The following is a 14,528-nucleotide window of genomic DNA, read 5'->3' on the forward strand; positions in this document are numbered from 1 at the left end:
CGGATCGCTGGGTTTCCTTACCCCGCAAGCATTCCGGCAGCAATGGTCACCGACCGAGTTCGAGCAACGGCTACAACTCGCATAGCCGGTGGACCCGCCATCGGGGCCCAGTCATCTGCGGCTGTTCATGTCCGCGGTCGGCATTGCCCGTGCGTCCGTACTGGCACATTCCCTGAGCGGTTCGGTCGCCGTGGATTTCGCCGCACGATATCCCTCGCAGGTGGATCAGCTGGTGCTCATCTCACCGCTTGTTCTGGATACCGAGCTCAATGTGAACATGCAGCTGATGCGCACGCCCGTCCTGGGCGAACTGGCCACGCGTGTGATGACCGAGGACATCTACGTGGCGGGACTGCGCGATGCGTACGCCCGCCCCGAGGAATTGACGAAGGAACTGGCGGACACCTATTGGATCCCGCAGAGCCACGACGAGAACCGCACGGCGATGTGGAAGCAGCCACGCAATCTCGATCTGTCCCAGGTGCAATGGGAAGCAAGCACGATCAGAGCGCGCACCCTGATCCTCTGGGGAGAACAGGATCGCGTCATAAGCCCATCGCAGGCACAGCAACTCGCACACCTGATCCCCACATCGACATTGCGAATGCTCGCAGGCGCGGGCCACAATGCCCATGAGGACGACCCCGCCGCCGTCGACACGGAACTGACCGGATTCCTCAGCAGTTGAGGATCATCACAAATCCTCTGATCGGCTAATGCCACGTCCAGATAGGTTGCTGCGGTAACCGTCGTTGAGGCGGTCGTAGAGCGCCCCGTGCTCACGGCGATGCTCCGGGGTCACGTCGACTCCACCACCGACCGCACCGCGCCCTGCGCGCATAGCACCGCATCGGTGAGCTCGAACAACTCGTCACCCCGCGCGGTCAGACACGCGCGTGCATCGTTCGCCGAATCCCTTCTGCGCGTGGGAATGCGCCGGGCTGGAGTCCAAGAACCGACACCGGCAAGTGTCGGAAGAACCGGCGCGGACTCTATTCCGACGGCCGTGCAAGGGGATCGAGGGTGCCGGGCACGGGTGTATCCCACACCGACACAAGAACTTGTGCGGGTTCTCGTTTTGTGCCCGAAAATGTGAGGAGCGGTGGGGCGCACAGGGGTTCGCCGGCGGTGTTGGGGAGCAGGAAGCGTCGTATCCGCACCGTCACGCCCCCACGATCACCGACACCGTCGCGTCGTAGTAGCTGGTGTTGTAGGCGGTGTGGGTGCCGGGCTCCACCGCCACACCCTCCGCATGTTTACCGACGGGGATGTCGGCCGTGGCGGGTCCCCGCGGTGGCGGCGAGGACGGGGACGGCGAATCCGGTTCGGACTGTGCGGTTTCCGGTTATGACGGGCACCCCGGGGACCCGTACAGGGTGCCGGTGGTGAGGGCGATCAACAGCGCGGCCATGGTGCCCAGGGCAGTGCCCGGGCGGGAGGTGCCGTTCAGGTTCGAGCAGGCGGAGTACCCCAGGGCATCGAGGATCGTGCCCGCGACCGTGTTGCTTCCGACCGGCGCGGCACTGAGGGGGTTGATGAGCTGCTGGCTTCCGCTCGCCGAACCGGAGGCCGAACCGGTTATCGGGGTTCCTTGCCCATTTCCGGTCGGGACGCCGGCGATATCGGACGTGCTCGACGAGGGTGACACGAGGGGGATGTCGGCTGCGGCGGGGCCTGCAACGGTCGACAGGGTCGCGGCGAGCGCGAGGGCTGCCAGCCCGACCCGGAGCATGCGGCTGTTGGTGTTCACCAACGGAAGATATGTGAAATTGTTTTATTTGAAACAGGATTGAGTGCCCCCCGTTCCTGGGGCAGTTGTCGAGTGCCACCGCGTGGTCCCCGGCTCGGGGGAGTCGTACGACCGTGTCCGCGGCGCACCCGACGACCTGCCGAGCCGACTCGGCCCGAAACGAACGACTTTCCGAACACCATCAGCTATGGGAACGCCCCTCGCCTGGCAGGAGTGTTCGTGTTCGGCAGGTGATCGTTTTCCGAACGCGCGGGCACCCGCCGCGGACGATTCTCCTTACAGAAGGTTGTAGGTGGCATGAGAAGGGTGAAGGTGCCCTCGACTCTGCACTACCTGAGACACATCGACGCCGGATGGGTAGACGACGAACTCCTAAGAGTTCAGATCCGAAGCCGACACCCCCGACTCGGACAGTGGCGGAAACCGAGGTGCCGTCGGCCTTATCCCGAATCTGCGGCGGACCAATCGGCCCCTCACCGGCCTGGCCATGCCGATGATGCTGATCCACAGGAGGGCGGGACCGGTCGCTATCCCGGGTGCTCACGGACGAACGCGGATGACTGTCTTTCCCTTGCGTCGCTTGGTCGGGTTGAAGGCGGCGACGGCGTCGTCGAGGGTCGCAACTGTGCCGATGTTCGTCCGCACTCGTCCGTCTCGCACCCGCTGGGCGATCTCGCCCAACTGAGCACGGTCGGATACGACGACGAAGTCGATCGCCAGTCCGTGGGCGGGTCGAGCCTCGGGCGGCCCGGTGACGGTCACCAGCGTTCCTCCGGCTCGAACGAGATCCGCGGACCGTTTCTGGATGTCTCCGCCGAGTACATCGAAGACCAGATCGACTCCGCCGATGTCTTCCAGAGAGTCGTTCTGAAGGTCGACGAACTCGTGCGCCCCGAAGTCGAGCGCGGTCTGTCGGCCGGCCGCACGCCCGGTGCCGATGACGTAGGCGCCGGCCTCACGTGCGAGCTGGGTTGCCATCGACCCGACTACGCCGGCCGCACCGTGCACGAGGACGCGCTGCCCCGCCTGAAGACGGCCGTGATCGAACAGCCCCTGCCACGCGGTCAAGCCCGCCATTGCGACGCCCGCGCCCACCGTGAAGTCGATGTCGCCCGGCAGCGGCGCGAGATTGCGTGCCTCGACGACTACGTACTCCGCCAGCGTGCCGTCGCGAGTCCAGTCCGTGAGCCCGAACACCCGCTGCCCCACCGACAGGCCGGTTGTGCCGTAGCCGAGAACTCTGACCACCCCGGCCAGCTCGTGGCCGGGGATCGACGGCGTCCGGTCCCGGCCGAGCCGATCGATCCAGGTCGAGGGCCACTCCAACTCATCCCCAGTGAATCCCGACGCATGAACCTCAACGACGACATCGCCGTAGCTCGCGCCCGAGAGGCCAGCGAACCTCGCCGCATCCGGATCGGGCCGCTCCACCAACGTCATCCCGGCCGTTCCGGCGGCCTGGTCCGTCACCACAATCGCCTTCATGTGAATACCTCCCTGTATCCAGGCCGTGCGGCCATACTCTGTCGGGGGTCAAGTTGCGGTGCCTACATGTCACGTAATAAGTGAGGCGGCGGCGATGGGGCCGAACTACTCCTGTGTCGGCCAGAACTGTTCGTCGACGCCGGGATTGAGCGTGAAGCAGGCTTCGGCCCGTGAGGGCCAGTGACGCGAAAAGCACGCTTAGCACCTGCGGGCGATCCTTCGGTTCCGAAGTGTGTTGTCAGGCAGCATGTTCCCGTTACGGGCCGAAATCGACGCCCCTACTTCGTTCATAGCCCGCGTCGCCGACGACCTACGGGATGACGCCACGCGACGCTACTCATTGGACGTCCACGCACGCATCAGGAACCACACACGGGACACGGTCGCTGCCACGCCGGCGCCACCAACGACGATCGCTCCCAACCCCCAGTCGGGGATCACTCCGAGAACCTTTGACACCACCCCACATGCCACGATGGGGACATAGACGAGCAACATCAGGCCGAGTACTTGTCGCCTCCAGCCCCGCCGCTGTGGCAATCTTCCTAGCGTCGCATCGAAGACGTTGACGCGGCCCAACCGGGACCGCCCTCCCGACCGGACACGAGCGACGGAGACCGCGATCCAGACCATCAGCCAGAAGACCACCGTGATGGCTATCCCTAAAAGCGGCACGGCTGCGTAATCCCAAAACGTGTTCAAGTTTGCACTCCTCGCCGTCGAACACGAGCCCAGCCAGGCGGCCGCTGCCCACGCTGCCGCATCCCCTTGCTGACCCGACGCTAGAAGATCCCGCGCGCCCGCACCCGCTGACGCGCCGACACGCTGTCACGAGCGGTGTGCCAGGAAGCCTCAGCGTTATGGCCGGCGAGGGCGGCTTTCTTCTCCCCGGCGGCGCGCGGAAACGCCCGACGACGGCAGACCTCCGTCGCCGGCGCGGACTCGGTGCGACACTGTCGTAGTGGACCCGGACCGAATGCCGACAACTGGCGAGCCCGTAGTGGGAGGGCGATGCGGGAGGCGCTGAGGTCTGTGGCCGACTCCTACGACACCACACCGGAACCTGGTGTGGTGGTGAGGAATCCGACGACCTAGCACCACACTGGAGAACAGGGGCTGCGCAATGGTGGATCAGGTGGAGGCGCGGAAGCTCTTCGATGCGCTCGACCTCGGCAAGAACGGTGCACTCACTCGCGGGGAACTGATCACCGCCCTGCGCATAAAGACCAGCAGCGCGGGGGAGATCGACGTCCTGGGCCTGGGTTTCGCCAACCTGGACGCTGTCGCGGACTGGTTCGCACAGTCCGATGTGGACCAGAACAGTCAGCTCACCGTCGAAGAGTTCATCGCGGCTCTCGATGCTCACGAGGCCAACTCCTAAGTAATGCAATTGCACTCAGGTGAAGGGTTAGGAGGTCGTTCATGCATGCATCCAAGGGCGATCGGCTGATCATCCACGGCCGAGTCGTCGGACAGCAAACACACACTGTCGAGATCGTCGAAGTGCTCGGCTCCAAAGGCAATCCTCCCTACCGAGTACGAGACGATAGAGGCCACGAGACCATCATGTCCCCGGGGCCGGACTCCGTCGTGGACCATCGCAGGGCATCGGATACGAAGTAGGGTCAGTGCCGGTATAGGCCGCACTCACCATCGAGGGCGAGCATGCGACCGTGGAATCGGTCGAGGACACCCGGGCCGCTACCCGTTCATCCGCGTGTCACGGAATTGGTTCGGGCCCAAGAAGACTGACACCCTGCCGCTGCCGTCGTGGCAGGTCAACAATCCGTCCAGCCGCCGGTGGTGTGGTGGCCGCCGCTGTCGGAGTGGCCACCGTGGTGGTGGCCGCCATGGTGGTGGTGACCACCGTGGTGGGGCGGAAATCCGGATTGTGATGTGTCGGACGAGATTCCGAAGTCGTTCAGGGCGCCGCCGCGCTGGCGGGCGCGCGGCCGGGTGTCGCGGTGGACGATCATGGTGCGAATCGCGTAGGCGAACAGCAGCGTGAAGAACGCGATCACGATGACCAAGAAAATTGTCATCGCCGCAGCGTGCGACGGGGACAGATCGGTGTCAATACCGGCACCCCATTTAGGCTTTAAACGCCTCAGTCCCAGCTGATCTCGCACCGTGCCGGTCCCGGAGTTCCTTGCCAAGGAACTCGGTGCCTTCCTCGACAACCGTGACCTCGGCGCGCTCGCCTTCGAGAGCCGCAAGGGTGAGTATCTGCCGCTCGGCGAATTCCGGTGGGCCTTCGACCAAGCCACGCAGGCGGTCGGAGTGACCGGGATGGTTCCCCACGGCCTGCGCCACACCGCCGCATCGCTCGCGATCAGCGCCGGCGCCGCAGTGGCGACAGCAATGAACGCGGGCGCGCAAGCTGCTGCGGACGCAGACCGGACAAGATCAACCGAACGACCCCGAAAAACTCGGCCTACCAGTGGTTTCCTAGGTGCCCCCGGACGGGCTCGAACCGTCACTTGGCGGATTTTAAGTCCGCTGCCTCTGCCAATTGGGCTACGGGGGCGTCTGGGTCAGACTACCGAGCCGTACGGTCGTGCTGGTAGCAGGTATTTGGGGGGCGGGTCAGGGGGTGGGGGCGATCATGATGGGGGTTTGGACGCGGAGCAGGAGGGATTGGCTGGTGGAGCCGAAGACCTTGCTGACGAAGCCGCCTCGGCCTCGGGTGCCCACCACCAGAAGCTGGGTGCTGGAGGAGAGTTCGAGGAGGGAGCGCTCGGGGCTGTCGTGGGAGGTTTCGCGGTCTATGCGGACGTTGGGGTAGCGCTCCTGCCAGCCGGCCAGGCTCTCCGCGAGGACGTAGTCGTCGAGGGCGTCCATTTCGGGGTCGTCGGAGGCGCCTTCGGCGTGCAGGGCGATGACGGCCACGCCGCGGACCGAGGCTTCGTCGAGGGCCGCCGCGATGGCGGGCTCGCTGATCTTGGTGCCGTCGACGCCGACCAGGATGGGGCGGGTGAGCAGATCGGGGGGTAGGGGGACGCCGTCTCGGACCACGACGAACGGGCAGTGGGAGCGGCGGGCGAGGACCGAGCTGACCGAGCCGAGCAGGGCGCGGCGCAGGGTGCCGCCGCCGCGGGCGCCGGCCACGACCATGCGGGCGTCGCGGGTGCGTTCGAGGAGGGTGGGGACCACGGCGCCGGCGCTCAATTCGGTGGTGACCGTGAGGCCGGGGGAGATCTTGGCGGCTTCTTCGGCGGCGGTTTCCAGCAGCCAGTTGCCGTGTTCCTCGAGCCTGGAGTAGTCCTCGGTGGTGATCGTGGTGCCCAGGCCCAGACCCTGGTCGGGGGTGATCTCGAGGACGCGCAGCAGGTGCAGGGGCGCGTGGTGCAGGGCGGCGGTGTGGGCCGCCCAGGCGACGGCCGAACCGGCCGATTCGTCCACGGCGACGATGACGGCTTCCCCTGTCGACATGCTGAGTCCTCTCCCATCGTGAATCACGCGGTGCGGCTGCGGGATAGCTGAGCGGTCGCTATCGACCCTACGCCGACGCGGGCCCGCCGCGGCCGAGCGGCACCGCGATCCGGGTCACGCGAATTCCGGCCAGGTCCCGGACCGGCGGCGGAACGCACCCGCGGCCCCGCCGAGGGGTGTACGGGGACTCGGCGGGGCCGCGGGGCCGGGCTGCGAGCAGCCCATGCAGGCATCCTGGTACCTCAACCTCCATTGAGGTCAAGACGGTGTGACGGATTCGGGGAAGACTTGGCCCCGGTGCAGCAGCAGCTGCTCGCCCGGACGCTGGTAGTACGGGAGTGGGCCGGTGACGAATCGGGTAGTGCGACCGGTTGGTTCGCCCGATCGATGCAGCCATACGAAGCCCTGCCCCGAAACCTCCACCGTCCGCGGCAGCACCTGCCCCGCCCCGCGATGAAAGCCGTTGTCCAGCAGCAGATACACCGGCTCCGCCCGCAGCCGCGGCCACGCCTCCCTGAAATCCGGATGCAGGGGCAGCGCGGCGACCTCGCTCTCCGGAACCCACCGCACCGCGTGCGTCTCGTGGTCGGGTCGCACCGGCGCTGCGGTGCGCGCGTCCCCGACGACCGTGGTGAAAGTCCACCCACCCGGCACCCGGGTGGTGACCCGCTCCCCGCGAATCACCACCCGCCCGGGATCGATTCCCGTCTCCTCCCATGCCTCCCGCAACGCGGCCTCCACTGCGCTCTCGTGGCTGTCGCACGCGCCACCCGGAATCGTCCACGTCCCCCGCGTCCCCGCTCGCCCTCGCGCCCGCAATTGCAGAAGCACTGCGCTGGAATCTGATTCGGCCAGCGGAACCCGCAGGAGCAGCCCGGCCGCGCCGTACCGCCCCCAGTGCCGCACCCCGTCGAGATCGCGAAACCACCCATTACCGTCGCCGCGCACGAACCCATCTTCGAGTGGTGATCGCGTCAGCGGAAGTGCAGCAGCCCGTTCAGTACGAGGTCGACAACCTGTTCGGCGTCGTTCTCGGAGAACACTTCCCGTGTGACTTCGCGGGTCCGCCGGCTGGTGATCGGCGGGCGGGTCACGGCCGCTCGGCGCCCTCGGGCCACACCACCGTCACGGGCATGTCGCGCGCGCGGGCCGTCGCCACCACATCTGCGGTGCCGCCGAAACCGCGCGCGAGCAGTCCGTCCCACACCGCCAGCAGCTCCCCGGCCTCGTCGAGCATGCGGAGGCTGCCGGCCTGGTGCGCCTCGGGGTTCGATTCCTCGCGGTCCAGTTCGATGACCCGGTCGGCGGCGGTGAGGAGATGGTCGTAGACCGGGTGATGGAATGCGGGCAGGCTCGCCCGGTACCGCCGGGCCGGGACGACCGCGATCAGTACACCGCCGGCATCCAGGATCGCCTGCGCGAAGAGCGAATCCGGCCCGTCGGCCAGGCAGCTCACCCCGACCGGGGGCGGGCCGCCGGGCCGGATGCGCAGCGCCACCTCCAGTCGCAGCACCCGATCCACCAGGGCGAGCGTGGCCGCAGGCAGCCCGCGATGGCCGGTGATGGCGACGCTCGTCATCGATCGTCTCGTCCGTAGAGGGTCGCGAGGGCGTCGTCGAGTGCCCTCGCCTCGACGGTACGCGCGGGCAGATCGGCGCGGAATGCCCTGGCCAGGCGGGTGATTCGCTCGCTGTGATAGGTGAGACCGACCAGCAGCGCCTCGGCCGCCAATGCGCAGCCCGCCTCGATGTCGCCGCTGCGCGCCAGCACCTGGGCGTGCTCGACCTTGGCCAGTGCGCGCGGCTTCTCGGCGGTCAGCGCGGAGTCCGCGTTCTCGAAGGCGAGGTGTGCCGCGCGATTGTCGCCCAGCCGGGTCAGCGCGCTGGCCTGATACCGCGCCGCCTTGGGCCCGTCGAAGACGAACACCCACGGCCACTGCGGTTCTCCACGCTGCCGATCCACCAGCCGCTCTGCCCGCCGCAACGCCCCCAGCGCACCGGCGCGATCCCCGGTCGCGGCGTAGGCGACGGCCAGCAGCGACGACATCCACGCCCCGGCGCTGTCGGGCGCCTCGCGCCCCAGCTGCGCGGCGGCAGTGCGCAACAGGGTCAAACCCGCTCGGGCATCACCCATTTCGACCGCGTAGTGCCCGAGGCTGGCGGTCATGTACGAGACCAGCAGCGGATGATGCGTGCGCTCGGCATGGCGGATCGCCTCCACGTAGCGCCGCCGCGCCGCCGCGTCGTCACCGCGGTCGGCCGCCAGCCACGCTGCCAGCCCGGCGATTTCGGACAGCGCCCGGAAGCCGCCGGAGGTGCGCAGCCGATCCCGCACCACCCCCGCCACCAGATCGAGGTGCGCGTCCACCACCGGCGCCAGCCGATCCGAGGGCACCGAGGATTCCATCCGCCGATAGTTGGCGGTCGGTCCGGCCATGGTGTCGATGAGCTCGGATTCGGTTGGCGCGGAGTTCGACAGCACCACGTTCGTGGTCACCACGAGTGCGCTGGACAGGAATTGCTTGCGGTTCACGGGCTCGTCATCCACCGCGTGATGCGGCGTGCTGAAGCCGAGTTCGGCATCGGTCGCCACGTTCAGGACCGCACGCAGTGCGGATCGGTAATGCCTTCTGGGCCACGTCGTTTCGCCTCGCTCCCACTTGCCGACGTGCCGTTCGTCGACGGCCCCGCGCTTGCTGGTGGCCCGGAAGACCTGGTCGTTGACGGCGTCGGCCAACTCCCGGCGAGTCATCGATTGTCCCGGCGCTCCGGGTGATTCCATGCGCAGCCGAGCCTCGATGAGCAGCTCGTTCCGTCCGGTCACGGCATGCGGCCTCTCTGCTGGACCTCTCCCGAGAATAGGCTTTCCACAGATTTGCCGTGCCGCCATGACCCTCATTTGCCCCGTACTTTCCCCATCGCACGCCATCGATCAATCGCCTGCGGCGGACCAACGTTGAAGTCGGCACAGTGGCCGGCAGCGAAAACCCCCGAGGGATAGCCATGACATCGGAACCCAGTGCGATCGGATGGTTGCGGAGCGACATATCCGGCGAACGTCTGCAATGGGATGAGGCCCGGATACGCGGATTGGCCCACCGGCTCGGCTACGACCTGCGCAGAACGGTGGTGTTCGGCCCGCGGACCGACCGGCCGGTGCAACGGCTCCGCATGCTGGTCTCACGGCTCGACCTGGAGGCCGTCATCGTACCCAGCGTCGATCATTTCGAAGGAGGTTGCGTACCTGCCGATCTGGTGGCCGTCGCCGACATCATCACGGTGAACCCGGAGAACACCTACGCCCGCTATGCCACGGGGCAGGTCCCGGAGCGCCACGAGGCGTAGCGAGTCCCGGACATAGCGGACGATTCGCCTCCCGCGCGGCCGTGATCAATCCACTCGCACGGCCAGGGTCGCCACCACGGCATCGGTGCGGGCGCGCAGCGCGGCGGTGAGCACCGGCCCGCGCGGATTGTGCAGCAGCCGATGCCACCAGCGGCGCGTCTCGACCTGGGTGAGCAGCACCGTCACCTGGTGGCCCTTGGCCGTCTGCTTGCGCACGTACCCGACCAGCGTGGCCACCAGGCTGCGGTTCGGAGCGGGCAGCACCATGAGCGGCACGCCCGGATTCCATTTCTTCCATTGCGCCCCAAGATGTTTCGCCGAGTCCGGTTCGATGGCCACCGCCACCGCCACCACCTCGCCGTCCAGTCGCAGCGCGGTGGTCAGGGCCTGCTCGGTGAGCGCGCTGACGGCCACCACCGGCACCACGATGAGGCTGGTCTTCGTGCCGGGCGCCGGCGTGGCCGGAATCCGGCCCAGCTCCAGCACCTTCGCGACCTGCGCGTAGTAGTCCTCGGTGCGCGCGAACAGCAGTACCAGGGCGGGGATGATGATCAACAGCAGCCATGCGCCCTCGCGGAACTTCTCCAGCATCAGCACCACCCCGGCGACAGCGGTGAGCACCGCGCCGAAACCATTGAGCAGCGCGCGCGGCAGCCAGCCCGGCCCGCGCACCTCCCGCCAGTGCCGCACCAGACCGATCTGGCTGATGGTGAATCCGATGAACACGCCGATCGCGAACACCGGCAGCAGCCGATGCGTGTCCGCCTTCACGATGAGCAGCACGATCGCCGCCAGGATCGCCAGCGCGCCCACGCCGTACCGGAATACCGGCCGCTCCGACCGCATGGCGAAGGCGTGCGCCACCCGGTGGTCCTTGGCCAGCAGCGACAGCAGCACCGGCAGTCCGCCGAAACTGGTGTTGGCGGCCAGCACCAGCACCACGGTCACCGCGATATTGGTCAGATAGAACATCCAGCCGGTGCCGAACGCGGCCGCCGAGAGCTGCGCCAGAATCGTCACGTCCCCGCGCGGCACCATGTGGTACTGCCGGATGAGCAGCGACAGCCCGATCAGCATGATCCCCAGCAGCGCGCCCAGCGCCATCTCGGTGTGCTGGGCGCGTTTCACCGCGGGCGTGCGGAAGGCGGGCACCGCGTTGGCGATGGCCTCGACACCGGTCAGCGCCGAGCAGCCGGCCGAGAACGCCTTGAGCAGCAACACGATTCCCACCGCCTCGACCGGCTCCACCGGACCCTGATCGGTGCCGATGACCGCCACCGGATCGTGGTGCAGGAAGCCGCCGGCGATGACCGCGAAGATGGCCAGCACGAACACGATGGTCGGCCCCATCAGCACCTTGGCTGATTCCGCGATGCCGATCAGGTTCAGCACCGTCAGCACCACCAGCCCGAGCAGCGTCACCAGCAGCAGATGATCGGCCAGGGCGGGGAAGGCGCTGGCCAGGCTGGCCGCGCCCGCCGCCAGGCTGACCGCCACGGTCAGCACGTAGTCGACGACCAGGCTGGCCGCCGCCAGCAGCGCGGCCCCGCGCCCGAGATCCTTCTTGGCCACCGCGTACGCGCCGCCGCCATCCGGGTGCACCGCGATGACCTGCCGATACGACAGCACCAGCACGAGCAGCAGCGCCGTGATGGCCAGCGACACCGGCAGCGTCCACGACACCGCCCCGATCCCGGCCGGAATCAGCGCCAGCACAATGGCTTCCGGGCCGTAGGCCACGCTCGACAGGGCGTCCAGCGACAGCGCCGCGAGCCCGCCCAGCGCGGTCAGCCGATAGGCGTCCCCGCGCTGATCGCGGCGCAGCCGCCGGTCGACGGTCAGCGGATGCTTCTTCGGAGTCTCGAGTGTCTCGACCACGGCCCTCATTGAACGCGGCCGCCGCCCGGACCAAGCGGTATGACACCGCCTTCCGGCGTATTTTTGCGCGGAGCGGTGAGCGGGCGTCAGCGCCGGGTGAGGGGCGGGCGCAGGCCCAGGTGTTCGCGCAGGGTGACACCGGTGTAGGCGGTCCGATACGAACCGCGTTCCTGGAGTTCGGGGATCAGCAGGTCCACGATCTCGTCCAGACCGGCCGGAACCCGCCACGGGGTGATGTTGAAGCCGTGGCTCGCGCCGTGCCGCACCCAGCGGGTGAGCTCATCGGCGACCTGCCCCGGCGTGCCCGCGAAACCGAAACGGGCCGTGGTCTCGACGGCCACCTGCCGCAGCGTCAGCCCCTTCGACTCCGCCAGCGCCCGCCACTGCGCCACGATCACCCCGCGGTCCTGCCCGTCCCGCTGCGCGCCGCGGGTGGACGAAATCACCGACGGCGCCGGATCTTCCGCGGGCAGCGGGCCGTCCGGATCCAGGTGCGACAGATCCCGTCCCCACACCTGCCCCGCCAGCGAGAGCGCCGTCGCGCCGGTGATCTGCTGCTCCAGCACCCAGCGCCGCTTCTCCTCGACCTCGGCGGCGGTCTCGGCCAGCACGATCTGGGTGCCGGGCAGAATCCGGATATCGTCGGCGGGCCGCCCCGCCGCGGCGAGCCGGGCACGAATATCGTTCGCGAATTCCAGGGCCGGATCGAAATCGGTGCCGAAGGGGGAGAAGATGACCTCCGCCTGCGCGGCCGCGAAATCGCGACCGGCGGGGGAGACACCCGCCTGGAAGATCACCGGATGACCTTGCGGACTCCGCGGCACCGTCGGGGTGATCGCGACCTTGAATTGCGCGCTGTCGCGTTCGACCACGCGCACCGCACCGGGGTGCAGCCAGCTCTCGTGCTCGCGGGTCGCGGCAATGGCATTGCCGGACCAGGCATCCCAGATCTCCCGTGCCAGGCTCAGGAATTCGGCGGCGCGCTCGTAGCGCCGGGTGTGATCCAGGAATCCGCCGCGCCGGAAATTCTCACCGGTCCAGGCATTGTCGGTGGTCACCACATTCCACCCCGCGCGCCCGCCCGACAGCACATCCAGGCTCGCCAGCCGGCGCGCCAGATCGGCGGGCTCGTTGTAGGTGGCATTCTGCGTGGCCACCAGGCCGATTCGCGTGGTGATTCCCGCCAGCGCCGCCAATTGCGTGATGGCGTCGGGCCGTCCGGCGATATCGGTGTCCAGCAGCTGCCCGTCCTGTTCGCGCAGGCGCAGGCCCTCACCCAGGAAGAAGGCGTCGAACAGGCCGCGCTCGGCGGTGGTGGCGACCCGGCGGAAGGTCTCGAAGTCGATCTGCGAACCGCTGCTCGGATCCGCCCAGACGGTGTGGTGATTGACACCCTGGAAGAAGACCCCGAAATGCACCTGGGCGCCGGGGAAGGGGACCTCGGTCATCGGGCGAGCTCCTTGACGTAGCGATTGGCGGGGCGGGCCAGGCCCAGATTCGCGCGCAGCGTCGAACCGGGGACCGGGCGATGAGCGAGACCCGCGCGCAGCAGGGCGGGGAGGACATAACGGGCGAGGACGGGAAGGTCCTCGTCGATGACGGCCGGATGCAGGCGGACGCCGTCGGCGATCGGGGCCAGCTCGGTGAGCCGGGCGGTCAGCTCGGAGTGCGAGCCCGAAAAGGACAGTCGCCCAGTGGATCCGGGGTCGCCGTGACTGTCCAGATCCGTGCGGCGTTCCGCAGCGGTCGCGGTCGGCGTGTCCAGGGTGACCTCGATATCCACGAGTACGCGCGAAACCCCTTCCGCTCGGGCGCTCTCGATCGCCTCGTGAATCTCGGGCAGCGTGGTTCCGCTCACCAGTGCCACATCGATGCCCTCGGTTCCCGCTGCGCCGTAGCCGAATACGACGACCTGCCCCTGTGGCGGCCGGGGCACGATGGCCGGGCCCTTCACCGAGAAGGTCTCGCCGATGAAATCGATGTAGTGCAGCTTGTCGCGGTCCAGGAACTTCCCGGCCGCGTAGTCGCGGACGACCGCGTCGTCCTCCCACGAATCCCACAGTCGCCGTGCGACTTCGACGGCATCGACGCGCTCGCGCCGGATCTCGGCCGGGATCTCGCGGGCGGTGGCTCCCCAGGCCCGGGCCGCGCCCGGCTCGTCGACGGCCAGCCAGCCGGCCCGGCCGCGCGCGGCATAGTCCAGCGAGGCCAGCTGCGACGACAGGTGGAACGGCTCCGCGTAGGTCGCCGCCGACACCGGGACCAGGCCGAGGGTGCTGGTGGTGGCCGCGACGAAGGCCGCGCGGGTGGTGGCATCGAGCCGCCCGCCCGGACCGGGTCCGGGGTTCAGGGCATCGTCGAAGGTCGCGAACGTGAAGCCCGCGTTCTCCGCCGCCTGGACCCGGGTGCGCACGGTCTGTGGATGCAATAGACGGTCTGGTTCGTGTTCGGCTCGATGCCACGCGGCGGGGTGGTGACCCTCCCCGTCGAGTTCGATTCCCAACGCGAACAGGCCCGTTCGGTACTCGCTCTCGCTCGCCATGGGTTGGACGATTGTCGAACCGTGCTCGTCCGGCCACGGTTGCCGTCACGGTGATCCGAACCCGCGCCGGTTCGGCGGTGATCCAGTTCACAACAGC

Annotated in this window: 15 protein-coding genes and 1 tRNA gene; 4 read left to right on the forward strand and 12 right to left on the reverse strand. The window is 68.1% G+C overall.

From position 1 onward, the window contains the following. The first annotated feature begins 127 nt into the window (after window positions 1–127). The gene (locus ACFXIV_RS19290; protein WP_379393652.1) at window positions 128–688 is read left to right on the forward strand and encodes an alpha/beta fold hydrolase; all 561 of its coding nucleotides are present in this window, start codon (window positions 128–130) and stop codon (window positions 686–688) included. Between the two features lie 657 nt (window positions 689–1,345). Here ACFXIV_RS19290 and ACFXIV_RS19295 read toward each other — a convergent pair. The 3 genes from ACFXIV_RS19295 to ACFXIV_RS19305 all read right to left on the reverse strand — a co-directional run bounded on the left by ACFXIV_RS19295 (window position 1,346) and on the right by ACFXIV_RS19305 (window position 3,937). Beyond that, entirely contained in the window at window positions 1,346–1,750 is a 405-nt protein-coding gene (locus tag ACFXIV_RS19295) for a hypothetical protein (protein ID WP_379393654.1), read from the reverse strand. 540 nt (window positions 1,751–2,290) lie between these two features. Then, entirely contained in the window at window positions 2,291–3,235 is a 945-nt protein-coding gene (locus ACFXIV_RS19300; RefSeq protein WP_379393656.1) for an NADP-dependent oxidoreductase, read from the reverse strand. A 333-nt stretch (window positions 3,236–3,568) separates the two neighbouring features. Then, entirely contained in the window at window positions 3,569–3,937 is a 369-nt protein-coding gene (locus tag ACFXIV_RS19305) for a hypothetical protein (RefSeq protein ID WP_379393658.1), read from the reverse strand. 421 nt (window positions 3,938–4,358) lie between these two features. On the opposite strand from ACFXIV_RS19305, the gene ACFXIV_RS19310 reads away from it, so the two are divergent. Both ACFXIV_RS19310 and ACFXIV_RS19315 read left to right on the forward strand, forming a co-directional pair. Further along, window positions 4,359–4,616: an EF-hand domain-containing protein gene (locus ACFXIV_RS19310; RefSeq protein ID WP_379393660.1), complete on the forward strand. Its 258-nt coding sequence runs from the start codon at window positions 4,359–4,361 to the stop codon at window positions 4,614–4,616. Window positions 4,617–4,657: 41 nt separating this feature from the next. Further along, window positions 4,658–4,858 (forward strand): DUF1918 domain-containing protein, encoded by a 201-nt coding sequence (locus ACFXIV_RS19315; protein WP_379380179.1) that lies wholly within the window; start codon window positions 4,658–4,660, stop codon window positions 4,856–4,858. Window positions 4,859–5,013: 155 nt separating this feature from the next. On the opposite strand, the gene ACFXIV_RS19320 is transcribed toward ACFXIV_RS19315, so the two are convergent. From ACFXIV_RS19320 to ACFXIV_RS19345, 6 genes are all read right to left on the reverse strand, one after another. Beyond that, a complete protein-coding gene (locus tag ACFXIV_RS19320; protein WP_379393662.1) occupies window positions 5,014–5,277 on the reverse strand; it encodes a hypothetical protein in 264 nt (87 codons plus the stop codon). Between the two features lie 411 nt (window positions 5,278–5,688). Beyond that, a tRNA-Leu gene (locus ACFXIV_RS19325) sits at window positions 5,689–5,762 on the reverse strand. A 59-nt stretch (window positions 5,763–5,821) separates the two neighbouring features. After that, window positions 5,822–6,667, reverse strand: a complete 846-nt coding sequence (locus tag ACFXIV_RS19330; protein WP_379380177.1) for a universal stress protein — start codon at window positions 6,665–6,667, stop codon at window positions 5,822–5,824. A gap of 258 nt (window positions 6,668–6,925) precedes the next feature. Beyond that, window positions 6,926–7,615 carry an NUDIX domain-containing protein gene (locus ACFXIV_RS19335; RefSeq protein WP_379393664.1) on the reverse strand — a complete coding sequence of 230 codons (690 nt, stop codon included), beginning with the start codon at window positions 7,613–7,615 and terminating at the stop codon, window positions 6,926–6,928. Between the two features lie 142 nt (window positions 7,616–7,757). Further along, window positions 7,758–8,246 (reverse strand): hypothetical protein, encoded by a 489-nt coding sequence (locus ACFXIV_RS19340; RefSeq protein WP_379393666.1) that lies wholly within the window; start codon window positions 8,244–8,246, stop codon window positions 7,758–7,760. Next, a complete protein-coding gene (locus ACFXIV_RS19345; RefSeq protein ID WP_379393668.1) occupies window positions 8,243–9,490 on the reverse strand; it encodes a hypothetical protein in 1,248 nt (415 codons plus the stop codon). The genes ACFXIV_RS19340 and ACFXIV_RS19345 overlap by 4 nt, the downstream gene beginning before the upstream one ends. 179 nt (window positions 9,491–9,669) lie before the next feature. Here ACFXIV_RS19345 and ACFXIV_RS19350 point away from each other — a divergent pair, with 179 nt between their 5' ends. Continuing rightward, window positions 9,670–10,011, forward strand: a complete 342-nt coding sequence (locus ACFXIV_RS19350) for a hypothetical protein (RefSeq protein ID WP_379393670.1) — start codon at window positions 9,670–9,672, stop codon at window positions 10,009–10,011. A gap of 45 nt (window positions 10,012–10,056) precedes the next feature. Here the strand turns inward: ACFXIV_RS19350 and ACFXIV_RS19355 are convergent, their stop codons facing one another. The 3 genes from ACFXIV_RS19355 to ACFXIV_RS19365 form a co-directional block, all read right to left on the reverse strand. Further along, window positions 10,057–11,889 carry an APC family permease gene (locus ACFXIV_RS19355; protein ID WP_379393672.1) on the reverse strand — a complete coding sequence of 611 codons (1,833 nt, stop codon included), beginning with the start codon at window positions 11,887–11,889 and terminating at the stop codon, window positions 10,057–10,059. Between the two features lie 86 nt (window positions 11,890–11,975). Then, window positions 11,976–13,337 carry an NtaA/DmoA family FMN-dependent monooxygenase gene (locus ACFXIV_RS19360; RefSeq protein ID WP_379393674.1) on the reverse strand — a complete coding sequence of 454 codons (1,362 nt, stop codon included), beginning with the start codon at window positions 13,335–13,337 and terminating at the stop codon, window positions 11,976–11,978. Beyond that, window positions 13,334–14,431: a nitrilotriacetate monooxygenase gene (locus ACFXIV_RS19365; protein ID WP_379393676.1), complete on the reverse strand. Its 1,098-nt coding sequence runs from the start codon at window positions 14,429–14,431 to the stop codon at window positions 13,334–13,336. The genes ACFXIV_RS19360 and ACFXIV_RS19365 overlap by 4 nt, the downstream gene beginning before the upstream one ends. Between the last annotated feature and the right edge of the window lie 97 nt (window positions 14,432–14,528).

The sequence above is a fragment of the Nocardia sp. NPDC059236 genome, assembly GCF_042754085.1.
GTDB lineage: Bacteria > Actinomycetota > Actinomycetes > Mycobacteriales > Mycobacteriaceae > Nocardia.